This window comes from Ensifer sp. 4252, assembly GCF_050434565.1.
Taxonomy (GTDB): Bacteria; Pseudomonadota; Alphaproteobacteria; order Rhizobiales; family Rhizobiaceae; genus Ensifer.
The window spans coordinates 807,914-830,360 of sequence record NZ_JBNDIU010000001.1; the positions used below are offsets into that span (position 1 = coordinate 807,914).

The window sequence follows — 22,447 nt, forward strand, 5'->3', positions numbered from 1 at the left end:
ATACGGCAGCTTTATGCCGCCCGGCGACGGGACATCGGTGCCGGCGCATAGGCGCTCTGGGTATTGCCGAGGTTGAATTGGGCGAGAAGCGCATTGAGCGAGGCGGCTTCCGAGGCGAGACCGTGGCTTGCCGCCGTCTGCTCTTCCACCATCGCCGCGTTCTGCTGCGTGCCCTGGTCCATCGTGTTGACCGCGGTGTTGATCTCCTGAAGGCCCGTCGACTGTTCGCGCGTCGCGGTCACGATCGCGCTCACATGCTTGTTGATCTCCTGAACCTCGGAAACGATCGTCTCCAGCGCCTTGCCGGTGTCGCCGACAAGCGTCACGCCGCTGCGCACCTGGTTGCCCGAGGTGGTGATCAACGCCTTGATCTCCTTGGCCGCATTGGCCGAGCGCTGGGCAAGCTCGCGCACTTCCTGGGCGACGACGGCAAAGCCCTTGCCGGCATCACCGGCACGCGCCGCTTCAACACCAGCATTCAGCGCCAAGAGGTTGGTCTGGAAGGCGATATCATCGATGACGCCGATGATGTTGGAGATTTCGCCCGAGGACTTCTCGATCGCATGCATCGCCTCAACAGCATTGGCAACGACTTCGCCGGACTTTTCCGCACCGGCCCGGGTGCGGGCGACCAGCGCACCGACTTCCTCGGCGCGGCGGGCGGAATCCTTGACCGTGGTGGTGATCTCCTCAAGCGCTGCTGCCGTCTCTTCGACGGAGGCAGCCTGCTGCTCGGTGCGACGGGCGAGATCGTCGGCGGCCGAGCGGATTTCCGTTGCACCGGCATCGATGCCGCGGGCGTTGGCGCCAACGGCGCAGAGCGTATCGTGCAGCTTGGCGACCGAGTTGTTGAAGTCGGCGCGCAGGCGGTCGAGACGATCGGCAAACGGATTGTCGATGCGGTAGGCAAGATCGCCCTCGGCCAGACGGCCGAGACCGGTCGCCAGGCCGTCGACGGCCTGCTGCACTTCGGCGGCGTCACGGGCATCGCGGGCCTGGCGCTCCAGACGCTCGCGCTCCGACAGCGAGCGGTTCGCGTCCGCTTCGTCTTCGAGACGGGCGCGCTCGACCGCATTGGCACGGAAGACGCCGACGGCCGCGGCCATCGAACCGATCTGGTCGCGGCGGTCTTCGCCGGGAATTTCGACGTTGAGATTGCCGGCCGCAAGCTTCTCCATCGCACCGGTCATGTCGGTGACCGGGCGGATGACCAGGCGGTTGAGGAAGGTTGCGAGGAAGACGAGCATGACGCCGACGGCGAGAATGGTCGCGACGGTGGCGGCAATGCGGAACTGGTCGATCGCCGAATAGGCGACATCGGCATCGATGACGAAGCCGACATACCACTCGACCGAAGGCAGGCCCTGAACCGGGACGAAGCTGACGATCATCGGCTTGCCGTCGAGTTCGGTGTTCATGATGCCGGAGCTGATCGTCGGCGTATCGATCGGGAAGGCCTCCGCGAGCGTCTTGGTGACGAGCTTGGCGTCGGGATGGACGAGGATCTGGCCATCCTTGCTGGCGAGGAAGGCAAAGCCCTCGCCGCCGACGTCGATGCCCTTGACCATCGATACCAGCGTTTCCAGCGAGAAGTCGCTGCCGGTAACGCCGTAAAGCTTGCCGTCGCGCTTGACCGGAACGGCGGCGCTGATGATGAGGTCGCCGGTCGAGGCGTCGACATAGGGCTCGGTCAGGACGCGCGCATCGGCCTTGACGGCCTGCTGGTACCATGGGCGCTGGCGCGGATCGTAGCCGGCCGGCATCGGATTGTCTGGCCAGGTGATGAACTTGCCGCTCTCGTTGCCGACATAGGTCGAGATGAACTCGCTGGTCAGCACGTCGTTCTTGAGGATCGGTTGGACGCCATTGTCATCGGTCGCGCGACCGGCGGCGTCGGCCACCATCGCCGTCAATGTGACGCGGCCGTTGAGCCACTTGGCGACGCTCTGTGCCGCCTGAACGCCGGAGGACGAGATGTTTTCTTCGACCGCCTTGGTGGTGGTATCGTACTGAAGCGTGTCGATATAGACGGAGAAGCCGGCAAAGGCGGTGACAACGACACAGGACGCGGCGACAAGAATGCGCGTCATGAGGTTCGATCGCTTGGACAAGATGGGCTCCTAACAGGGGCCGGCGTGCTTCGCCGGACATGAGCTCTCGATGATTTTCACGCGCAGCATCGCTCACCCGCCGGAATGGCGGTTGGTCAAGCCTCGGGAAAACGTTGAACATGCCAAAAAGGCGGAGCCAGCCATGCCTCATGCGGCCGGGGCCTACCCTCATGAGGGTAGGCCTATCGCGCCGCACGCTAGCGATTGCTATTTAAGAAGCGATTAAAATTGACATGTGCAAGTTCGGGATGCGGGGAGCAACGCGATCTTCACACTGGGGCGGCTAAAAGACCGCCCCCAGCTTTGCTTGTCCCGGCACCGAAAAGGATGCAGGGAATCGCCCTAGCGACGCATGAAGGCCTCGAACGCGGCCCTTGCCTCGGCGCTCTTCAGCTGTGCGGCGAAATGCTTCGCCTCTTCGTCGATGCGCGCAATCACGTCGCTGCGATCACCGCGGACGAGATCGCGGGCGATGCGCAGCGCCTCCGGCGGCTTCTTGGCAAGTCGCGCCGCGAGCGACAGCGTCTCGTCTTCGACGGCATCCTGGCCGACGATCTTCCAGATGAGCCCGGCTTCGAGCGCGTCACGCGCCTCCAGCGGCTCGCCGGCTGCGAGCAGGGCAAAGGCGCGCTGGTGTCCCATGATGCGCGGCGCAATCAGGCTCGATGCCGCCTCCGGCACCAGGGCCAGATCAACGAAGGGTGTCTTGAAGACCGATCGGGCGGAAGAGATCGTCAGATCGCAATGCAAATGGATGGTCGTGCCGATGCCGATTGCCAGGCCGTCGACACCGGAGACAACGGGCTTTGCCGCAGTCGCGAGTGCCTTGAGAAAGTCGATGACCTCATTTCCCATGCTGCCGCCCATGGCGAACGCCAGAAAGTCGGCCATGTCGTTGCCCGCGGAAAAGCAGCCGTCGGTGCCGAGGAAAGCGGTGACGCGAACGGCAGGATCGCTGCCGGCGACCGTCAGCGCGTTGGTCATCTTCGCGTACATGTCACGCGTGATGGCGTTCTTCTTTTCCGGCCGGTTGAAGCGGATGACCTGAACACCCGGATAGGCCTCCGGGCGTTCGACAAGCACCTGGTCGGTCATGATATTTCCCCTCAACCCAAGACGGCGCGCGCGGCAGCAAGGCTGTCGGCACCGGTAACGACGCGATCTTTCAAGGCGGCGGTTTCCGCCAGCATGTTTTCCGCGGCAAAACGGCTGAGAGCGATGCGCTGCTCATCCTTGCCATCAGACGCTTCGGCGAGACCACCCTTGGCGAGGTAGGCACCCGTTAAGGCAAGGCCGAACAGGCGCTGGTAGGCTGTGGCCCCGGCCAGTGCCTCAGAGAGCTTGCCGGCCGACACGGCCGCAAGCAGCCATTCCGTCGCATCGGAGAGATCATCGAGCGCAGCATCGAGGCGCGCCGCCGTCTCGCCAAAACCTTCGCGGTTGGAGGCGCGGACCGCGGCGCCGATTTCACGCAACTCGGCGATGAAGCCGCGAACGTGTTCGCCGCCCGAAAGCGGCAGCTTGCGGGTGACGAGATCGATCGCCTGAATGCCGTTGGTGCCCTCGTAGATCGGGGCGATGCGGGCGTCACGCAAGTAACGGGCAGCACCGGTCTCCTCGATGAAGCCCATGCCGCCATGAACCTGGATGCCGAGCGAGGCGACGTCGACGCCGGCATCGGTGGCAAACGACTTGGCGACCGGCGTCAGAAGGCTGGAGCGCTCCTGCCAGCACGTCGCCTTTTCGCCTTCTGCCGCATGGCCCATGTCCACCGCGTGGGCGCAGGCATAGGCGATGGCGCGTGACCCTTGCGTCAGGGCCTTCATCGTCAGCAGCATGCGCGCTACATCCGGGTGCTCGATGATCGGGCTCATGCCCTGGCCGGACCAGCCGGGCGCCTTGCCCTGCGTGCGCTCTTTGGCAAAGGCGATCGCCTTCTGGGTGGCAGCATCTGCGATTGCAACGCCCTGCATGCCGACCGCAAGACGGGCGTTGTTCATCATCGTGAACATGCAGGCAAGGCCGCGGTTTTCTTCGCCGATGAGGTAGCCGATCGCGCCTTTCTCGGCGCCGAACTTGCCGTCGCCATAGATCATCGCGCAGGTCGGCGAACCGTGGATGCCGAGCTTGTGCTCAAGCGAATGGCAGAACAGATCGTTGCGCTCGCCGAGCGAGCCGTCGGCATTCACCAGGAACTTTGGCACGAGAAACAGTGAAATGCCCCTGGTGCCCGCAGGCGCATCCGGCAGCCGAGCCAGGACGAGATGGACGATATTGTCGGTGAAGTCGTGTTCGCCCCAGGTGATGAAGATCTTCTGACCGAAGATGCGGTAGGTGCCGTCGTCACGGCGCTCGGCCCGGGTCTTGAGAACGCCGAGATCCGAACCGGCATGCGGCTCCGTGAGGTTCATGGTGCCAGTCCATTCGCCGGACACCATCTTCGGCAGGTAGGTAGCCTTGAGTGCCTCGGAACCGTGCTTCTCCAGCGCGTCGACCGCCCCCATCGTGAGCGTCGGCCCGAGCGCAAACGCCATCGAGCCGGCGTTCCACATTTCCATGGCCGCGACATGCAGCATATGCGGCAGGTTCTGGCCGCCGAATTCCTCGGGCGCCGTCAGCCCGTTCCAGCCGCCACCGATCCAGTTGTGATAGAGATCGCGCCAACCGTCCGGTGTCTGAACCTTGCCATCGACGAGGCGCGAGCCCTGCTTGTCGCCGACGTCGCCGAGCGGCGCCACTTCCTCGGTTGCGAACCGTCCGGCTTCCGAAAGAATCGCATCCACGAGATCCTCGCCGAGGTCGCCAAGCGCGCCGCTTTCCAGCGCACCGGCCATTCCGGCCACGTGCTTCAGCGTGAATGCAATCTCGTCAACGGGTGCCTTGTACATGATGATCCTCCCAGACACCGGGCGCTTTCGCAGTTGCCGGCGCATCTTCGTTTGGCCGAACACTATTGATTTTTACGTAAACGTCAACGTCATTTCAGCCCCGCGCGGTGATGGTTGCCGGTGCTGACGGCACCGTAACAAAACTGTCATCAACGGCGCATAGAAGCCAGTAACGATGGCCATCGCCAAGGCGCTCAAATGAACCTGATTTCCCCCGAGATACCCGGCCTGGTCTGGGCCTACCGCTTCCTGCCTGGCGAAAGCCGATGCCAGCGCATCGCCAACGATGCCTCGATCGACGGTCTCATCCAGGGCGACGGCTGGGTCTGGCTGCATCTGGCGCTTTCGGACGCGCGAACGCCGGCGCTCATCGAGCGGATCGGCAACCTGTCGCCAGCCGCAGTCACGACGCTGACCAGCCACGATACCCAGGCCGCCATCACCGTTTCCGACGACATCGTGCACGGAACGCTGGTCGATTTCGAGCGTACTTTCGATGCGGTGACGAAGACGATCGGCTGGCTGCATTTCGCGGTCAGCGACAAGGTGATCATCACCACCCGGCTGCATCCGTTGCGCAGCATCGACCGAGTAAAGGCCGCGGTCGAAAAGAGCACCAAATGCGCGCGGCCGATCGATCTCTTCGAAATGCTGGTGGTTGAATTCCAGCGCACGCTGATCTCGCTGGTACTCGAACTGACCGAAGAGCTGAACGTCATCGAAGATCATGTCTACGGCGAAGCCGGCCACCGGCAGCAGCCGGGCCTGGCGCCGTTGCGCCGGACGGTGGTTCGTCTTCACCGGCATCTGCGCACGATCCTTGCGCTGCTTCGCCGCGCCGGTGCATCTGATGAAGACGAGGTGCCGCCCGGCTTCATCGACGTTACCGAGCGCCTCTACGATCGGCTCGAGGCCGTGGATCGCGACGTCTTCGCGCTCCAGGAACGCGCCAGGCTACTGCACGAGGAAATCGACAGCAAGATTTCGTCCGAAACCAACCGGCACCTCTACATCCTGTCGCTGATGACGGCCTTCCTGTTGCCGCCGACGCTGGTCACCGGCTTCTTCGGCATGAATACGGGCGCCCTCCCCTTCGCCGATGGCAGCGGCACGCTTTACGCGGCGCTGTTCATCGCGCTTTCCATGGGCCTTGCCTGGTGGATTCTCAGGCGGATCGGCATTCTGTAGCCGCAGCCCGACATGAAAAAGGCCGGGAGAATTTCGCGACCTCTCTTGCTTGCCAGCTCTTGCCGCCTCAGCTGTACGGTGAATAGCACTGCCGGCGCGGGGCGCCATAGGGCTGGTAGGTGTTGTCGTAAGCCCTGTAGGAGCGGTAGCGGTCGTAGCACCACTGCACATGGCGGCTGCCATAGGCAGGCGCGGGACGCTCGTAGCGCGGCGGCTGGGCAATGGCTCCGCCGATGATCACGCCGGCACCAAAGGCAGCCATCGGGTACCACCAGCCGTTGTAGTAGCGATAACCCGGACGGCGATAGTTATAACCGCGATAGCCGTTGTAATAGTAGTAATTGCCACGCCGTTCGTAGCCGGGTCGACGGTACTGGATCTCGGTGGCGTCGCTCTGCCGTTCAACACGCGGCGGAGCCGGCATGAAAGCCCGGGACGGCACAGCCGAAGTCATCAAGACCGCGGCAGCAATCACTGCGGAGAACCACTTGCCTGTCATTGTTCTCATATAACTCTCCATAAGAGCACCGTGCGCCTCTTCCGACGCCAGCGAGCCACCATCACAACCGCCAGTTTTGCGCGATTTTATCCCTGTGTCGATACTGATCCCGACTCTTGCTCGATCGAAAGCAACGAAATCCTGGCGCAACGCCTAAGTGACCGGTTTTGTTCCATGTTCCGGCATGCGAAGTCGCGCGTCCGGCCGACGATGCACATGGCGAGAGGCCGCCCTCGTTGTTGTGATAGGTGCTCTGTGGAGTTGCAGATAGCGGGCCGGCCCACGGTAGCGCCGACAACAGAAGAACTCGCTCATATACAGCCGCAAGTCTCTATACATTCGCCACGGTCTCAAGCACAGTCGGCTCGGGGACTGGGATTTACGATCCATTAACTGTAGAGTCGGCAATCTCACTGAATGGCAAAGCGGTATATCTCCACCATACGGATGATTCTGCGCCTCGCGACCCTTCTGGGTCTGGCTTTCGCGGCGGCGAACGCACGCGCCGCCGAGCTCGAGCCCTGGAAGTCGAAATCAAACGCCATCATCGTTGATGCCTATGAGATGAACAGCATCGACTGGGAGGCAATGCTTTCCGACAAGCGCATCTCCGGCTTCATCGGCAAGGCCTCCGACGGCCTGCCGGAAAGCTTTTCCTGCACTGGCGATCACGGCGGCGATACCGTCGCCCACTGCAAGACGATGTGGCGCAAGTACGCGGTCAGCCGCGAGCTGTACCAGACCCGCCGGATGATCGCCCGCGCCCATGGGCTGCTGTGGGGCGCCTACCATCTCGCCCGCCCCGGCAACCCGGTCGATCAGGCCAACCACTTCCTTGACTATGCGACCCCGCGCGACGACGAATTGATGGTGCTCGATCTCGAAGGCATCGACTCGGACAAATACATGTCGCTCGACGATGCGGCGATCTTTGCCGGACACATCAAGACCCGCACCGGCCGCTACCCGATGCTCTATACCAACCACGTCACGGCAAAATACATCGCGGCCAACCGCTCCAAGCATCGGCTGCTGTCGCGTCTGCCGCTCTGGTATGCCCGCTACAAGCCCGATATCCGTCAGGTTTTCCCAATGGGCAACTGGGACAGCTATGCGCTGTGGCAGTTCTCCTCCGGCACCAACTGCGGCAAAAAGCGATGCCCTTACCGTGTGCCCGGTACGCTCGACGACATTGATGTCAATGTCGCAGCAATGAACAGTGCCACCTTGCGATCAATCTGGGCCGGCGGCGCCCTGTTGCCGGAAAAGGCGATGCCGCTCGTTCTCATTGCCAAAGCCGACGACGGGGTCGGCGCGGCCAGCGCTGCCCAGGCGACGGTTAAAATCGAAAGCCAGCCCTTACTCATCAGCCGAGCCGAAGCTGCCAGTGCCGCCGGCGAGGGCGTCGACACGATGGCGACGGGATCGATCGATTTTGGCCGGCATGACCGCACCGTGCGACTGGCGGCCAACCGCTGACGGTTCAGTCGCGGAAAGAGCATCCCTCCCCGCGACCATCACCACACTGTCAGGCTTCGATCTGCACGTCTCCAAGCGGCCGCGAGCAGCAGGCGAGGATGTAGCCCTCGTCGATTTCGTCGTCGAGGATACCGCCGTTGTGGTTCATCTCGACCTCGCCGGCGACCTTCATCACCCGGCACGTACCGCAGATGCCGCCTTCGCAGGCGGCCCCGATCCTGACGCCGTTAGCCCGCGCAGCCTGCAGGATCGTCTGGCCGGGCTTGGCCTCGATCTCCTTGCCGCTCATGGTGAACACTACCTTGGCGCCTTGCGCCTCAGCGTCGGTTGCCGCGCCTGCCCTGACGGCGATCTCCTCGGCTGCCGGTGCCGCCGCCGGCTGGAAGCTTTCCTCGTGGTAACGGCTCATGTCGAAACCGGCCGCCTTCAGCAACTCGCGCACTCCGCGCATGAACGGCTCAGGACCGCAGCAAAACACCGTACGCTCCATGAAGTCGGGCGCAAGCAGCGGCAGCTTGGCACCGTCGATGCGGCCGCGCAGCCCGTGCCATCCGTGCCTTGACTCATGCCCCTCGACCACGAAGCCGAGGTTTAGCCCAGACATCTGGCGCGCCAGCACTTCGAGCTCCGAGCGGAACAGGAGATCATCGGGCCGGCGAGCGCAGGAAATGAAAGTGACATCGGTCTCGGGAACGCAATCCGCCATCCAGCGCGTCATCGACATCATCGGCGTGACGCCGGAGCCTGCCGATATGAACAGGTATTTTTCGCCGGGATGCCGCACGAAGCTGAAATCGCCAAGCGGGCCGAAAGCCTTCAGGCGCATGCCGGGCTTCAGGTGATCGAACATCCAGCGGGTGCCGATACTGTCGGCTTGCGCCTTGACGGTGACAGCAATAGACAACGGCCGCGAGGGCGTCGACGACAGCGTGTAGGTGCGCATCACCGGCTCGTCGTCCGTAACCGGCAGTTCGAGCGTGACGAACTGCCCGGGCAGATAACGAAACCATGCCGGCTTCTCGGCCCGGAACGTAAAGGTCATTACATCGGCGGTCTCGACGACCGCCGATGTGCATTCGAGCATGTGCTGCCTGTCGATCCAGACATGAAGCGCATCGAAGTGATGGAACGAGGATGCCATCTGCATGTCAGGCGACCCGGAAGAGCGGAGCAGCGTCGCCTTGCAGGCGCTGTTCCATGAACTTGCAATACCACTCGACGAACTGCATCACGCCGCCTTCGTGATCGGGCGAATAGGGGCCTGGCTGGTAGGCCGGAGAGCGAATACCGAAAGCGTTCTCCTCGACGATCTGTCGGTCCTGATCGTTGGTCTCGGTCCAGACATGCGTCAGTTCCTCGAGATTGTAGTCGACGCCTTCGACCGCGTCCTTGTTGACCAGCCACTTCGTCGTCACCTGTGTCAGCTCCGGGCCGAGCGGCAGCACACGGAAGGTGATGGCATGGTCGGCCAGCACATGGTTCCAGGTCGATGGATAGTGGAACAGCAGGAGCGTGCCGATATGCTTCTGGCTGACGTCTGCAGACAGCTGCTGCCGCACGGCGCGGGTGCCGGACATGGTGTAGCTCTCGGCGTCGTCGATCAACGGCATGCGCGCCGAGCGGAACTGGCCCGTATCGGACATGCGGAACTCGCTCGGCAGCCCGGCCGCTTCGCACTTGGCCCAGTGCGCGGCAATGACGGGATCATCCTTGGCGCCCTGCACACCGGTCGCCGTCGGCGCCTCGGGATAGGTGCGGCAAAGCTCGGGATGGTTGGCGGCGCAATGGTAGCATTCGCGGTTGTTTTCCCAGACGAGCTTCCAGTTGCCCTTTTCGATGATCGTGCTTTCGAAGGCGACTTTGGTTTCACCCAGGCGATGCGGCGCAAGATAGGGCGCGACCATGTCGCGGAACGGGCCGAAATCCATCGGCTGTTCGGACAGATTGATGAAGATGTAGCCGCCGACTGTCTCGCAGTGGATCGGCTTCAGGCTGTGGGCGGCCTTGTCGAAATCCTCCCCCATCTGGCGGGCAAAGAGCAGCGTGCCATCGAGCTCATAGGTCCACTGATGATAGGGACAGACGAGCTTGGCGGAAGCCCCCTTGTGCTGCGAGCAGACACGCGAGCCGCGATGGCGGCAGGAATTGTGCAGAGCGCGGATCGTGCCCTGTCGGTCACGGACGATGACGAGGGGGTAGTCGCCGACCTGGACGGTGAAATAGTTGCCGGCGCGCGGGATCTCGCAGTCGTGGCCAATGAACAGCCAGTCCTTGTACCAGATGCTCTCGAGATCCTGCCTGTAGTAGTCGGGGTCGATGTAGAAGGCCCGGTCGAGGCTGTAGCCGTCGCGTCGACCCTTCAGCTTGCGGAGCATATCGCCCTTGATGTCCATGTCCTGTCCTCGTTCGCCTTGTTTCGGAGAGGCAGGACTGGAACCCGCGCAGGCGCATTGCCTGTGCGATGACGGCTCCGATCCGGCTGCCCGCCGCAACCCGTTACGGTCTGTTCGTGTCAAGGCTGGTTTCCGGGCTCAGGAGCCGTCCGCAAGGACCAGCCCGGCGCCTTCCCGGACGGAACCGTCCAGTGGCTTTGTGCCGAGGCTTTCGCTCCACCACCGTTGCGGGGGCAGCGCCGGGTTTTGACCGGCTTCCCAATTCTCCGCCTTCCCTAAAAGGCAGCACCTTGAGTAGGCATATCTAATCGCCGAAGCCATCGTCGCAGCTGCCGATTAACGACATCCGATTCCAGAAAGACGACACAGCACATCGAGCGCATCAAACGCCTCGTGACTGGTCATTTTTCAGTGTAAACAATGGGATAGATCAAGGATTAGGCAATTGTCGCTTTTTCCGGCAAGGCTTGCGAGAAAGCGCGGATCCTTCGCCATTTTGCGACATGCCTGTCCGCGCCGCGGAGCCAGGTCCCCCGACGTGAGTGAAATCTTCCATTAACCATAATGCATTAGCGTCGCCTGACGGAGAAACCGGCCGAACCGGCAAACAGCGCATTGAAGTTCATGGCAAAGCTCAAATACTACGACGCCGCAGCCGAGAAGCTGCCAACGATCGCTCCGAAGACAGCGGTCCACACCGAGTTCCTGCGCACCGGCCGCATAGAAAGGCGCCAGTGGTCGCAGCGCGAACGGCGCTATCTGAGCTATGACGAGGTTGCCGAGCGCACCGGCCACAAGCTGAAGACCGCCGGCGAAACGACGCACAAGCGGATGAACGACTTCCATACCTCGATCCAGTTTCCCAAGATGATCTTCCACCGCACGCTCGCTGGCCGGCCGCATCTCGGCTATTGCCACGTGACGGCGGCAAGGACACCTCTTGCCCAATCCAAGGACGTCACCTGGTCGTTCTATTTCGCCAACTTCTTCTGCGACCTCGGCGACGAGAAACACTTCTTCGAACGCATCCAGACCGGCTATTCCCGAATGTACTTTGCCGTTGCCATCGAGCCCGACGCGCAAGAGGGACAGATGACCATCAATCGCAGCGTTCGCGACAACGGGCTGCTCTTTCGCACCGACGATCCGAAAGTCGCGCTCAAGAACGTGCTGATGCTCGGCGCACGCGACGAGGCACTGAGGCGCATCATTCGCAGCCTCTGAAGCGCAGACCCGGCTCCCTGAAGAAAATCGTTCTGTTTTCGCCGTGGCTCCTTTAAGGAAGCCTCGGAAAGGGAAAGGGAAACGGAAGCGACATGGCCGAAATCATCGATACACGGACCGAGCCGGAACGGGCGATCGAGCGCGCTTGTGCGGTGCTTGCCGAAGGTGAGCCCGTCGCCATCCCCACCGAAACGGTCTACGGCCTGGCAGCGGATGCCACCAATCCGGGTGCGATCAGCCGCATCTATGAAATGAAGGGGCGTCCACGCTTCAACCCGCTGATATCGCATGTGTCCGACATGGCGATGGCCGAAGCCCACGTGACATTCGATCCGTTGTCGCGGCGCCTGGCCGAGGCCTTCTGGCCCGGCCCGCTGACGTTGATCCTGCCCCAGCGCACGACAAGCACCGTGCATGCACTCGCCTCGGCCGGCCTCGACACGCTCGGCATCCGCATGCCTGATGGTTTCTCACGTCGTGTGATTGCCCGCTTCGGCGGCCCGCTCGCCGCCCCGAGCGCCAATACTTCGGGCAAGATCAGCCCGACAAGCGCTGCCCACGTGGAAGCCGATCTCGGGCCGCGCCTCAAGCTCATTCTCGACGCCGGTTCGGCGGAGATCGGGCTTGAATCGACGATCATCAAGGTCGAGGATGGCGCGCTGCGTCTGCTGCGTCCGGGCGGTCTCGACGTCCTCGAAATCGAAAGACTGACCGGCCTTGCCGTCTCGAGGCCCGAAAGCGCCGGAGCAACGATCGAGGCCCCGGGCATGCTCGCCTCTCACTACGCACCGGGCGCCGCGGTCCGGCTCGATGCCGCGGACGTGCGCCCGGGAGAAGCCCTGATCCGCTTCGGCAATGCGTCGCTGCCCGGCGAAGAGCACGCCGCGATCGTGCTCGACCTCAGCCCGGCAGGCAGCCTGCGGGAGGCGGCTGCAAATCTGTTCGACTATATGAAGAGGGCGGATGCCAGCAGCGCCGCAACCATCGCCTTCGGCCCCATCCCTTCGGAAGGGTTGGGCGAGGCGATCCTCGACCGGCTGCAGCGCGCTGCAGCCCCCAGAGACTGACCGACAGACACTGAAGCGCCGGCGGGCGCATTTGCGAAGGCAGGGCCATGACCACGACGATCCCCTCTCCCGAACTGATCGCCTCCTTCATCGACATCGTCGGCAGCGCCAATGCACTGACGAACCCCACGGACATTGCCCCGTACCTCGTCGAATCCCGCGGGCTCTACAAAGGAACTACGCCGATGGTGCTTCGCCCCGGTTCGGTCGAGGAAGTGTCGCGCATCATGAAGCTTGCAAGCGCGACCCGGACGGCGATCGTTCCGCAGGGCGGCAACACCGGCCATGTGGCCGGTCAGATCCCGCGCGAGGGCAAGGCCGATATCGTCCTGTCGCTGCAGCGACTGAACCGAATTCGTGACATCGACCCTGTCGGCAATGTCATCGTTGCCGACGCCGGCTGCATCCTTGCCGACATCCAGAAAGCGGCCGACGATAACGATCGGCTGTTTCCGCTGTCGCTGGGGTCGGAAGGCTCGGCCCGCATCGGCGGCAACCTCTCGACCAATGCCGGCGGCACGGCGGTGCTTGCCTATGGCAACATGCGCCAGCTTTGCCTCGGCCTCGAAGTGGTGCTGCCAACGGGCGAGATCTGGGACGGCTTACGCCGGCTGAAGAAAGACAATACGGGCTACGACCTGCGCGACCTGTTCATCGGTGCGGAAGGCACGCTCGGCGTCATCACTGGCGCGGTGCTCAAGATGTTTCCGAAGCCGCTTGGCCACCAGGTGGCCTTTGCCGGCGTCGGCAGCGTTGAGCATGCGCTTGCCCTGTTCGACAAGGCGTCAAGCCTCTGCGGGTCCGCGCTTACCGGTTTCGAACTGATGCCGCGCCTTGGGGTGGAGTTCACGACAAGGCATATTCCTGGCGTGCGCGATCCGATGGAAACCGTTCACCGGTGGTATGTGCTCATCGACATTTCCACCTCCGATTCCGCCGAAAGTGCCGAACGCATGGTGCATGAGCTACTGGAGCAGGGCATCGTCGCCGACCTGGTCGAGAACGCAGTGATTGCGACCAGCGAAGAACAGCGCAAGGCGCTGTGGCACATGCGCGAAAGCATGTCGCCAGCGCAGAAGCCGGAAGGCGGCTCGATCAAGCACGACGTGTCCGTCCCCGTTTCGAGCATTCCCGCCTTCATGAAAGAAGCCGATGCGGCGGTCATGCGGGCAATGCCAGGCGCGCGGATCTGCTCGTTCGGCCATATGGGCGACGGCAACATTCACTACAATATTTCCCAGCCCGTCGGCGCCGACAAACAGGCCTTTCTCGATCGCTGGCGGGAAATGAACGCCATCGTTCATGGCATCGTCGCGAAGTACAACGGCTCGATCTCGGCCGAACACGGCATCGGGCAGTTGAAGCGCGACGAGCTCGCCGAGGTCCGCCCCGAGATCGAAATCGAGCTGATGCGTCGCATCAAGCTCGCCTTCGACCCGGCAGGCATCATGAATCCCGACAAAGTCTTGCGGGCGCGTTAGCGCGTTTCCAGGAAAAAGGGATCGCGACACGCGCGAGCAGCGCGGGGTTTACCGGCCGCCGGCTCTCAGCTGGGCAAGCGAGAACAATGCGTCGGCACTGATGCCACCGCCGCTGCCGCCCGTCAGAATGGCAAGCCCCGGATTGACGTCCGTGTTGTTCTCGACGTCATAAAGCGCCGTAAAGCGCTTCATCAGCTTCTCAAGCTCCTCGGGATCCTGAAGATCCTTGATGTCCATCAGACGCTCGATGTAAGCGGCCTGCGTCTCGATCTTGGCGCTCGACAGGCCCTCGGGCATGCTGTAGGCGGTGCGAACGACCTGCATCAGCGCGTTGTCGGCGAGCAGGTCATAGGGCGTGGTGATCTCCGGCGCCTTGCGCTTGAAATAAAGCGCCAGGCGAACACCGGCATTGTCCTCGCCTTCGCTCTCCTCAAGCGTCTGGTTCAGGTAGAGGTCGAAGGTCATGGTGAGCCCACGCCGCGTCTGTATCTGCCCGGCTTCGCCTGAGACTATCTTTCCGTCCTTGTCGAAATTGAAGGCGGAAACGATCTCCCGATACTTCAAGCCGTTCGGATCGGTGTTGATGAAGCTCTTGCGATCGTTGAGGTCGGACGTGAACATCTGCTTGAGGTAGTCGGTTTTGACGCCCTCCGGGTCAATGCCGGCGCCGATCAGCACGACATCGACGAGGCGCTTGTCCTTGAGGAAATTGTCAAGCGTCTCGATCTTCTGGATCTGCGTCGTATAGTACTTGCTTTCCTCTTCCGCCTTCGTCTTGGCAGCCTTCTTTTCGTCCTCCGTGCCGAAGCGCGATTTCTCGACGATGTAGGCCTTGGCCGTGTTGACGATGTCTGCCTCGTTCTGTGCCAGCTTGGGTGAGCCAAGCGTACCGTCCGGATTGAAATTGAAAGCCTTCACCAGCTTGATATAGCGTTCGTCACGCAGCGAATTGGCGTAGCTCGTCGGATTGTTGAGATTACTGGTCAGAATCTGCTTCAGCTTGCGCGGTGTCAGGTCTTCGTTTTCGAGGCCAAAGGCGCTGAGCACGAAAGACCGCAGTTCGCTGTTGCCGACCAGATCATCGACCGTGCTCATGGTCTTGACCAAGAGCTTGTAGCGGCTGATCTTGCCCTCGTCTGCAGCATCGTCAGCGTCGTTGTAGTGGACCATGTAGCCACTGGTGGTGGTATTGGTCTGTTCGCTCGTCTGTGCCTTGGTGCCCGCCGGCAGCGTCCCGTCCGGCTGGAAATTGAACGCCGCATGCAGAGCCTTGTAGGCCTTGTTGTATTCACCGCCGAACTTGTTGACGTAACTGTTCGGGTCGTTGATGTCGCTGGTGAGAATGTTCTCGATCGTCGCACTCACGGTAGTGGTGGGCAAGCCGAACCCTATTCTGACGTATTCTGCGATGCGCGGGTCGGCCACAAGCTCCGCAACGGTCGTGATCGAACCGATCTTCTGCTCGAAGTAATCCCGGTTAAGGATGGCTCCCGATGGGGTCAGCCGAGGGCTGCTGAAGATATAGGCCTCATTCAGCATCTTCTTCTTTTCGTCGGTGATCGCCTTGCCGCCCGCGGCCACGCTGCCATCGGCTTCGAAGTTGAAGGCGCCGTTCAGTTGCCGATAGGCGTCGAGCATGCTGATCTGCCTATTCAGCATGCTCGCCTCGGTCGAAAGCTGGTTCATCAATGCGGTCGACTCGTTACCGACCGGCGGCAGCTTGGTGTTGAGGTCGGCGATGGTGGCGTTGTTGGCGTCGATTTTCGCCTGTATCGCCGGCTTGTCGGCACTCGGCGCCTCGGCGAGCTCTGAAATCAGCCTGCTGTTGTCGCTCATCGCAGTCGTGCGCGTCTCAAAATCGTTCAGTGTCTTCACGACTTCGGTGCGTCGGGTCTGCGCCGCGGTCTGGGAGTTGGCCAGATCCGCCGGCTCGGCGGTCAGCGCGTACCGCACCTGATCATAGGAATAGTTGCGCGTGTCGATGCCGAAGATGCCGAAGGCATAGGAACGCAACCGTTCATTTCCGAGGAACTGATCGACGTTGGTGACAAGATCCATGGCCGCGTTGAAATAGGTGTTGTCTCCTTTGAGAACAGTGTCGAGATTGGCGACCCGTTCGTTATAGAGACCGATCAGTGCGTCCTGCTGCGCCGTCGTCTGTGCCGCGGCCGACGATGTGCTGAAGCTGAACGCTTCTGCAAAGTTGCTGTAGCGGTCGTCCGTGAGGCGTTTGGCAAAGCTGTTGCTATCCTTGAGATCGCTTTCAAGCACCTTGCGCATGAAGGCCTTGGCATAGGTCATGTCTTCGAGACCATGCGCCTTCATGGCATAGGAATAGAGCCGGTAATCGTCGAGGAATTCGTCGACCGTTTTCACGTTGCCGATATTTTCCTTGTAGTACTGGGCCTCGCGCGCGACCAGCGGCCGGTCGGCAACACGATCGAGGCTGGTCCTCAAGTCGCTCGTGATCCGGCTGTAGTTGAGATAGGTCGAAACCATGCCTGCTGCCCCGTCGCTTACCCAGGGGCGGGTCACACCAATCCCCCGAAACAGAATTCTGACACGGCACGATTGCACGACAGGCTTGTGTGTGGCTTTTCGCCGGCCGCGACCAGGCCATTGCCAAAAATGCGAGCCGCCGCGTTGACGAAATGGAAACCTTGACCGCTCGGCTTTTGCTAACCATCGAAAAACGCAAAGTTTTCTTAACCGCGATTTTTAAGTCGACCGGAAGGGGAGCCGCCTATTCTCCAGCCATAGAGGACGAAAAGTCCCGAAGAGAAGACCGGAAATCGGCTCTCAAGGAAAAACAAGGGCGATTGAAATGCGCAATACACTCTCTCAACCCGCATGGGTCGAAAACACGCTCCGGCTCGACCCGAAGCGTTTTCCTCAGCAGGCAAGCTACGTCCTGCGTGGCCACACAGGCAATGTCACGATCAGCCTGGACGAGCGTGGCGCGGTTCTGCGCAAGGTGCTACCATCAAGCGGCCTGCCGCTTTCGATCGCACTGCCGGCGCGGGCATTCAAAGGGGTCGCGGCACGCGCGATCGACCACGGCGACGGAGACGTTACAGTGACGCTTGAACTTCATCATGACGATCCGGACCTTTGTGTTCCGCTGCTCGTTGCACATGATCTTTCCGACATCGCCGCTGACTGGCGCGCCTGGGCCGAAGCCTATCGCATTCCGATGCTGATGGTCGAAGCCGATGGCGTCGCTCGTGCCCTCGAAGAGCATCTCGGCGAGGTTCGCACCGCTCCACTCAAGCCGCGGCGCCGCCACTCCTTCTTTGCCGACCGCAGGCCGCGCTTCCTCGTGCGCCGCTCCACCGGCCGGCTTGGCGTCCACATGAAAATCGACGGGCGCGAAATCATCGCCCGCAGCTAAGGTTAACCGAAAACCTCCAGTGCAAAAGCCGGCCGTTCCCTGCGGCCGGTTTTTTGTGTGCGGCTACTGCATAATTCCTCAAATCGGATTCGATTTGAGGAATTATGCCGTAAGTCCAAAGTGCTACAGCGTCCTTAGCGCGTCATATTTGACGCGCGGCGCTGCAACGTCGAACCGTTCACGGCCAAATCGCGGTGTTCCTTCGGAAACAGCCGCCTCGCCTTCTTCGTGCCATATCCGGCTCATAGCCAAGGTCACGAAAGAAGGAGATACCCGATGCGCAAGTCCCTCGCCGCCACCATTGACGCAATCCTTGCGATTTTCCGTGCGCGCACCGAGGCGAAGAAGCGCAAGGCGGTGACGGAAGTCAGCTGGGCCTGACTCGTTCGGCTCTTGCCGACGTCTTCGAAAACTCCGAAGACGTGTATCAAGGGATTTGGATAAGCTGCCCGATCCTCCGCCAAGCCGGAGGATTTTTCATATCAGCCGAACGAAAAGGGCGGCGACGAGCCCGGCGAAGATGATCAGCCCCACGACACCGTTGAACTCGAACAATGCCCGGCATTGCAACGGGTCGTGAATGTTCAGCACCAGGATCTGATAGATCAGCAGAACCGACGCGACGAGCAAACCGAGATAGGCAAACGGCCCGGCTCCTGCGGCGAGAAACGCCAGCAGCATCAGCACAATGGCCAGCCCATAGAGCCCGATCAGCCAGGGACGTGGATTATCGCCGAAGCGGCGAGCCGTCGACCGGACGCCGATAAGTTCGTCATCCTCCCTGTCCTGATAGGCGTAGATGGTGTCGTAACCGATCGTCCAGGCGATCGCCGCGCCGTAGAGCAGCACCGCTGCGAACGAAAGCGTCCCGAACTCGGCCGACCAGCCCATGATCGCCCCCCAGGAAAATGCGAGACCGAGGAAGAACTGCGGCCAGTCGGTAAAGCGCTTGGCGAAGGGGTAGATTGCGACAAGCCCCAGCGACAGAATGCCGAGCAAAATGGTGAAGGCATTGAACTGCAGGAGGATCACCAGCCCGACGAGCGCCTGCAGCACCATGAAGGCCTTTGCCTGAAAGCGGGAGACGCGACCGGATGGCAAGGGCCGCGAGCGCGTTCGCGCCACTTCCATGTCAATGTCGTGGTCGACGATATCATTGAAGGTGCAGCCAGCGCCACGCATGGCAATGGCGCCGGCGATGAACAGGAAACTGTGAAGAACGAACCGGCCGAGCGAGAATTGTCCCGCCGCCGCCCCCGTGCCTGCAGCCAGGGCGACCGACCACAGGCATGGCCACATCAGCAATTGCCAGCCGATCGGGCGGTCCCAGCGGGCAAGCTGCGCATAGGGCCAGAGCGCGCGCGGCAGCACGCGATAGACCCAGTTGTTCGACGGCGCGTCGTGGACGCGCCCGGAATCGGCGGAGGACGTGTTCATGCCCCTGTTTGACGCCACACGCCGGGACGGTCAAGCGGTTCGATGCCGCACCACCCCGACGCTTGGCGCCACCGTTCAGGGAAGCGTGAAGTCGAAGCGGTAGGTGGCCGACAGGCCGACGAGGAACTGGTTGCGGCTGCCGCGCTCACGCACGAGGCTGGAGTCGGCGGCCGAGCCCATCAGGCGTCGATATTCGGCATAGGCGCCGGTTTCGAGTTTTTCCGTTGCCTGCCAGTTGATCGCAGCACCGACGCCGGCGGAATGAATGCCGCCATGCGGATTGTAGGTGCTGAGGCCTGATGCTGCCGATTCGGCATCGTTCACACCATAATAGGCGTCGAAATAGTCGCTGGTGGCGGCCGTCATACGCGGACCGGCGGAAATGCGCACATTGCTGCTGATGTCGGTAAAGGCGTCGGCGGTGACATCGGCAACAAGACCGTGGTGGCTGCGAATACCCTGGCGGACTTCCGCGCGTACGCGCAACCAATCGGTCGGATAGACCTCGGCGAAACCGCCGAGCTCTCCGCCGAACTTGACGGGATCGAGCCCCCTAAGATCGCTCGATGTATCTTCGTCGCGTTCGAAGATCAGCTTGCCGGCGACACCGGCGCGGAAGCCGCCCTGGTCCAGCAGCGCATAAGACATATTGTCGTTGCGCGACGAGAAGCGGACGGTGCTGCCCGCCTTGCCGAGCGATATCAGCGGTGCGGCCTGAAACATGCGCTTGGAAGCGCCTTCGTATTTCGGGCCGAGAAAGCCGGTCGCACCGACCTTCAGGTACCAGTCGCCGGACCAGAAATACTGGCCGTCACCTGCCGAGGCGGTGCCTGCGGACAACAAAAGGGTTCCAGAAAGGAGAAGAAAAGAACGGATACGCAAGGAACAACTCCGGAAGAATCATTCGCCGGGGCGAAGTTTGAACCGTGCCCCATGCGCGGAACAGTGGCGCAATCTGGACGGGCACGGGGCGACTTATTGCCCCTTGTTCCTACGATTCCGTTAACCAGGTCAATTCAGCGCCCGTTTGCCATGCCAGCCATGGCTCCTACCGGCCCTGGTACATTTTCAGGTAGTGACTGGGTGCGCTTCCAAGCATGCGCCGAAACATCGTGGTGAAGGCCGCAACGTTCTCGTAGCCGGCATCGAGTGCGACATTGGTGACGGATTCACCGTCCGCAAGGCGCGGCAACGATGCGAAGATGCAGGCCTGCTGGCGCCAGGTGACGAAACTGACCCCTGTCTCGTTGCGAAACAGTCGCGTAAATGTCCGTCGGCTCAAACCAAGACGATCGGCCCACTGGTCGATATTGGCGGTTGCCGATGGCGCCTCCAGGAACTGCCGGCAGAGCAGCGCCAGCTTCTCCTCACGCGGAAAAGGCAGGCCGAGCGGCCGCTCATGCAGAAGAGCGATCTCTTCGAGCAGGAGATCCATGATCAGTTGTTCCCGCCGTTCCGACATGGTCTCGCTCTCGACGCTGACCAGCGCATCGACCAGGCTGCCCGCAAGCGGGGTGATCTCCATCACCATCGGCCGCTCAGCACGCAATAGCGACGGCGTGAAATAGATCGAGTGCATGCGCACATCGCTGATCATCTCGGTCGAATGCTCGACCCCCGCGGGGATGAGAAGCGCGTGTCCCGGCGGGACGAGCCAGCGCCCGTGGGCCGTGCGCACAAGGACAACGCCTTGCCGCGCCCACCACAATTGCGTGCGGGTGTGGCTGTGGAGCGGAACAGTCAGGCCTGCGCCATAATCACGGCCGAGAGCGAGCACGGCCGAGTTTCCGGCCTCTATCCAGTCCAGGTTCCTGAAATGGTCGGCGTCGGGCAGCTCGGGCAAGGTTACTCGATGGATCGGCATTGGCCCACTCGCGAAAGAACTCGACCACATCACAAAAGCAGGCCATGAGCAAGATCAGTAGAGATATCCCTCGCCGCATACAACCATCGAGACGGCAAGGAACATCCATGGCAACGGTTACTTCAACGGGGGGCATAACCCCGGAAAAGACGGCATTTTCCGTCATCCTGGCAGTCAGCTTCTGCCACATGCTGAACGACATCATGCAGTCGCTGCTGACGGCACTCTATCCCTTGCTCAAAGCGAACTATTCGCTCGATTTCGTGCAGATCGGGCTTCTGACCTTTACCTTCCAGCTGACCGCGTCGATGCTGCAGCCGGCCGTCGGCATCATCACCGACCGCTGGGCGCTGCCCTATTCGCTGCCAGTGGCAATGCTTTCCACCTGCTCCGGCCTGATCCTGCTCGCCAACGCCCATGATTTCTCGATGCTGCTTTTGGCTGCAAGCCTGATCGGCGTCGGCTCGGCGATCTTCCATCCGGAATCTTCGCGTATCGCACGGCTTGCCTCGGGCGGACGGCATGGCCTGGCGCAATCGCTGTTCCAGGTGGGCGGCAATGCCGGCAGCGCCATGGGGCCGCTGCTCGCCGCCTTTATCGTCATTCCCTTCGGCCAGGGCAGCCTCAGCTGGTTCTCGATCGTGGCGATCATCGGTTTCTTCGTGCTCTCCTGGGTCAGTACCTGGTACGTGCGCCACCGTCGCTCGTCGATGAGCAAGCCGGCACCGAGCCGCGCGCTGCCGCTGCCGAAGAACCGCGTGATCTGGGCCGTTGCCGTCCTGGTGCTGCTGACAGCCACCAAGAACGTCTACATGGCCAGCATCTCCAGCTACTTCACCTTCTTCGTCATCGAGAAGTTCAGCGTCACCGTTCAGGAAGCACAGTTGATGCTGTTCCTGTTCCTGGGCGCTGCCGCCGCCGGCACTTTCCTCGGCGGTCCGATCGGCGACCGTTACGGCGCGCGCTTCGTCATCTGGTTCTCGATCCTCGGCGTCATCCCCTTCGCGTTGATGCTGCCCTATGCGGACCTCTTCTGGACGGGCGTGCTGTCGATCATCATCGGCTTCATCTTCTCCTCGGCGTTTTCGGCGATCGTCGTTTTCGCGCAGGAACTGGTGCCGGGTCGCGTGGGGTTGATTGCCGGCGTCTTCTTCGGCTTTGCCTTCGGGTTCGGCGGCATGGGTGCAGCCCTTCTCGGCATTTTTGCCGACCGTCAGGGCATCGAATTCGTCTATACCATCTGCTCCTACCTGCCGCTGCTCGGCATTCTGACGATCCTTCTGCCGAGGATGCCCGCGCGGCATTAGGCAGACATCGAACGGCACATTTTTCAACGGGCGCCGCCACGCGGCGCCCGTTCTGTTTTTTCTGACCGACAACGCCTTGCTTCAGCCATGCTATTTCCCGCAGCCCTGCGTAATCATT

The 22,447-nt window shown here is 61.9% G+C and carries 17 protein-coding genes and 1 riboswitch; of the genes, 7 read left to right on the top strand and 10 right to left on the bottom strand.

The annotated features are described in order from the left end of the window. Window positions 1-11 precede the first annotated feature (11 nt). From mcpU to ABIE33_RS04060, 3 genes are all read right to left on the bottom strand, one after another. Window positions 12-2,090 carry a methyl-accepting chemotaxis protein McpU gene (gene mcpU, locus ABIE33_RS04050; protein ID WP_429123081.1) on the bottom strand — a complete coding sequence of 693 codons (2,079 nt, stop codon included), beginning with the start codon at window positions 2,088-2,090 and terminating at the stop codon, window positions 12-14. 363 nt (window positions 2,091-2,453) lie between these two features. Next, window positions 2,454-3,206: a crotonase/enoyl-CoA hydratase family protein gene (locus tag ABIE33_RS04055; RefSeq protein WP_429121695.1), complete on the bottom strand. Its 753-nt coding sequence runs from the start codon at window positions 3,204-3,206 to the stop codon at window positions 2,454-2,456. An 11-nt stretch (window positions 3,207-3,217) separates the two neighbouring features. After that, window positions 3,218-4,999 carry an acyl-CoA dehydrogenase gene (locus tag ABIE33_RS04060; protein WP_429121700.1) on the bottom strand — a complete coding sequence of 594 codons (1,782 nt, stop codon included), beginning with the start codon at window positions 4,997-4,999 and terminating at the stop codon, window positions 3,218-3,220. 198 nt (window positions 5,000-5,197) lie between these two features. On the opposite strand from ABIE33_RS04060, the gene ABIE33_RS04065 reads away from it, so the two are divergent. Further along, on the top strand, window positions 5,198-6,187 hold the full coding sequence (locus tag ABIE33_RS04065; protein ID WP_429121703.1) for a transporter: 990 nt from the start codon (window positions 5,198-5,200) through the stop codon (window positions 6,185-6,187). Window positions 6,188-6,254: 67 nt separating this feature from the next. On the opposite strand, the gene ABIE33_RS04070 is transcribed toward ABIE33_RS04065, so the two are convergent. Further along, window positions 6,255-6,686, bottom strand: a complete 432-nt coding sequence (locus ABIE33_RS04070; RefSeq protein ID WP_429123084.1) for a BA14K family protein — start codon at window positions 6,684-6,686, stop codon at window positions 6,255-6,257. Between the two features lie 417 nt (window positions 6,687-7,103). Between ABIE33_RS04070 and ABIE33_RS04075 the strand changes: the two genes are divergently transcribed. Next, complete coding sequence (locus tag ABIE33_RS04075; protein WP_429121706.1) at window positions 7,104-8,165, top strand: glycoside hydrolase family 25 protein; 1,062 nt, start codon at window positions 7,104-7,106, stop codon at window positions 8,163-8,165. A 49-nt stretch (window positions 8,166-8,214) separates the two neighbouring features. Here ABIE33_RS04075 and ABIE33_RS04080 read toward each other — a convergent pair whose 3' ends face one another. Then, a complete protein-coding gene (locus ABIE33_RS04080; protein WP_429121709.1) occupies window positions 8,215-9,312 on the bottom strand; it encodes a 2Fe-2S iron-sulfur cluster-binding protein in 1,098 nt (365 codons plus the stop codon). 1 nt (window position 9,313) lies between these two features. Beyond that, a complete protein-coding gene (locus ABIE33_RS04085) occupies window positions 9,314-10,558 on the bottom strand; it encodes an aromatic ring-hydroxylating oxygenase subunit alpha (RefSeq protein WP_429121712.1) in 1,245 nt (414 codons plus the stop codon). Between the two features lie 106 nt (window positions 10,559-10,664). Further along, window positions 10,665-10,866: riboswitch (cobalamin riboswitch) on the bottom strand. Window positions 10,867-11,182: 316 nt separating this feature from the next. On the opposite strand from ABIE33_RS04085, the gene ABIE33_RS04090 reads away from it, so the two are divergent. The 3 genes from ABIE33_RS04090 (at window position 11,183) to ABIE33_RS04100 (ending at window position 14,330) form a co-directional block, all read left to right on the top strand. After that, window positions 11,183-11,782: a DUF6656 family protein gene (locus ABIE33_RS04090; protein ID WP_429121715.1), complete on the top strand. Its 600-nt coding sequence runs from the start codon at window positions 11,183-11,185 to the stop codon at window positions 11,780-11,782. A 92-nt stretch (window positions 11,783-11,874) separates the two neighbouring features. Then, a complete protein-coding gene (locus ABIE33_RS04095) occupies window positions 11,875-12,849 on the top strand; it encodes an L-threonylcarbamoyladenylate synthase (protein WP_429121718.1) in 975 nt (324 codons plus the stop codon). Window positions 12,850-12,896: 47 nt separating this feature from the next. Then, window positions 12,897-14,330 (top strand): FAD-binding oxidoreductase, encoded by a 1,434-nt coding sequence (locus ABIE33_RS04100; RefSeq protein ID WP_429121720.1) that lies wholly within the window; start codon window positions 12,897-12,899, stop codon window positions 14,328-14,330. Between the two features lie 48 nt (window positions 14,331-14,378). On the opposite strand, the gene ABIE33_RS04105 is transcribed toward ABIE33_RS04100, so the two are convergent. Further along, entirely contained in the window at window positions 14,379-16,865 is a 2,487-nt protein-coding gene (locus ABIE33_RS04105) for a DUF1217 domain-containing protein (protein ID WP_429121722.1), read from the bottom strand. A 289-nt stretch (window positions 16,866-17,154) separates the two neighbouring features. Here ABIE33_RS04105 and ABIE33_RS04110 point away from each other — a divergent pair, with 289 nt between their 5' ends. Then, complete coding sequence (locus tag ABIE33_RS04110) at window positions 17,155-17,721, top strand: DUF6101 family protein (protein ID WP_429121725.1); 567 nt, start codon at window positions 17,155-17,157, stop codon at window positions 17,719-17,721. 477 nt (window positions 17,722-18,198) lie between these two features. Here the strand turns inward: ABIE33_RS04110 and ubiA are convergent, their stop codons facing one another. The 3 genes from ubiA to ABIE33_RS04125 all read right to left on the bottom strand — a co-directional run bounded on the left by ubiA (window position 18,199) and on the right by ABIE33_RS04125 (window position 21,022). Next, on the bottom strand, window positions 18,199-19,158 hold the full coding sequence (gene ubiA, locus ABIE33_RS04115; protein WP_429121727.1) for a 4-hydroxybenzoate octaprenyltransferase: 960 nt from the start codon (window positions 19,156-19,158) through the stop codon (window positions 18,199-18,201). Between the two features lie 75 nt (window positions 19,159-19,233). Beyond that, window positions 19,234-20,040, bottom strand: a complete 807-nt coding sequence (locus ABIE33_RS04120; protein WP_429121729.1) for a MipA/OmpV family protein — start codon at window positions 20,038-20,040, stop codon at window positions 19,234-19,236. Window positions 20,041-20,206: 166 nt separating this feature from the next. Beyond that, complete coding sequence (locus ABIE33_RS04125) at window positions 20,207-21,022, bottom strand: AraC family transcriptional regulator (RefSeq protein ID WP_429121732.1); 816 nt, start codon at window positions 21,020-21,022, stop codon at window positions 20,207-20,209. 107 nt (window positions 21,023-21,129) lie between these two features. Between ABIE33_RS04125 and ABIE33_RS04130 the strand changes: the two genes are divergently transcribed. Further along, on the top strand, window positions 21,130-22,329 hold the full coding sequence (locus tag ABIE33_RS04130) for an MFS transporter (RefSeq protein WP_429121735.1): 1,200 nt from the start codon (window positions 21,130-21,132) through the stop codon (window positions 22,327-22,329). Window positions 22,330-22,447 lie beyond the last annotated feature (118 nt).

Excerpts from the sequence above, each read along its gene's own strand:
- ABIE33_RS04090 (WP_429121715.1), top strand. The coding sequence starts at position 11,183 with ATGGCAAAGCTCAAATACTACGACGCCGCAGCCGAGAAGCTGCCAACG.
- ABIE33_RS04070 (WP_429123084.1), bottom strand. The coding sequence starts at position 6,686 with ATGACAGGCAAGTGGTTCTCCGCAGTGATTGCTGCCGCGGTCTTGATG.
- ABIE33_RS04055 (WP_429121695.1), bottom strand. The coding sequence starts at position 3,206 with ATGACCGACCAGGTGCTTGTCGAACGCCCGGAGGCCTATCCGGGTGTT.
- ABIE33_RS04075 (WP_429121706.1), top strand. The coding sequence starts at position 7,104 with ATGGCAAAGCGGTATATCTCCACCATACGGATGATTCTGCGCCTCGCG.
- ABIE33_RS04080 (WP_429121709.1), bottom strand. The coding sequence starts at position 9,312 with ATGCAGATGGCATCCTCGTTCCATCACTTCGATGCGCTTCATGTCTGG.
- ABIE33_RS04130 (WP_429121735.1), top strand. The coding sequence starts at position 21,130 with ATGGCAACGGTTACTTCAACGGGGGGCATAACCCCGGAAAAGACGGCA.
- ABIE33_RS04110 (WP_429121725.1), top strand. The coding sequence starts at position 17,155 with ATGCGCAATACACTCTCTCAACCCGCATGGGTCGAAAACACGCTCCGG.
- ABIE33_RS04065 (WP_429121703.1), top strand. The coding sequence starts at position 5,198 with ATGAACCTGATTTCCCCCGAGATACCCGGCCTGGTCTGGGCCTACCGC.
- ubiA (WP_429121727.1), bottom strand. The coding sequence starts at position 19,158 with ATGAACACGTCCTCCGCCGATTCCGGGCGCGTCCACGACGCGCCGTCG.
- ABIE33_RS04060 (WP_429121700.1), bottom strand. The coding sequence starts at position 4,999 with ATGTACAAGGCACCCGTTGACGAGATTGCATTCACGCTGAAGCACGTG.
- ABIE33_RS04095 (WP_429121718.1), top strand. The coding sequence starts at position 11,875 with ATGGCCGAAATCATCGATACACGGACCGAGCCGGAACGGGCGATCGAG.
- ABIE33_RS04125 (WP_429121732.1), bottom strand. The coding sequence starts at position 21,022 with ATGCCGATCCATCGAGTAACCTTGCCCGAGCTGCCCGACGCCGACCAT.
- ABIE33_RS04085 (WP_429121712.1), bottom strand. The coding sequence starts at position 10,558 with ATGGACATCAAGGGCGATATGCTCCGCAAGCTGAAGGGTCGACGCGAC.
- ABIE33_RS04100 (WP_429121720.1), top strand. The coding sequence starts at position 12,897 with ATGACCACGACGATCCCCTCTCCCGAACTGATCGCCTCCTTCATCGAC.
- mcpU (WP_429123081.1), bottom strand. The coding sequence starts at position 2,090 with ATGACGCGCATTCTTGTCGCCGCGTCCTGTGTCGTTGTCACCGCCTTT.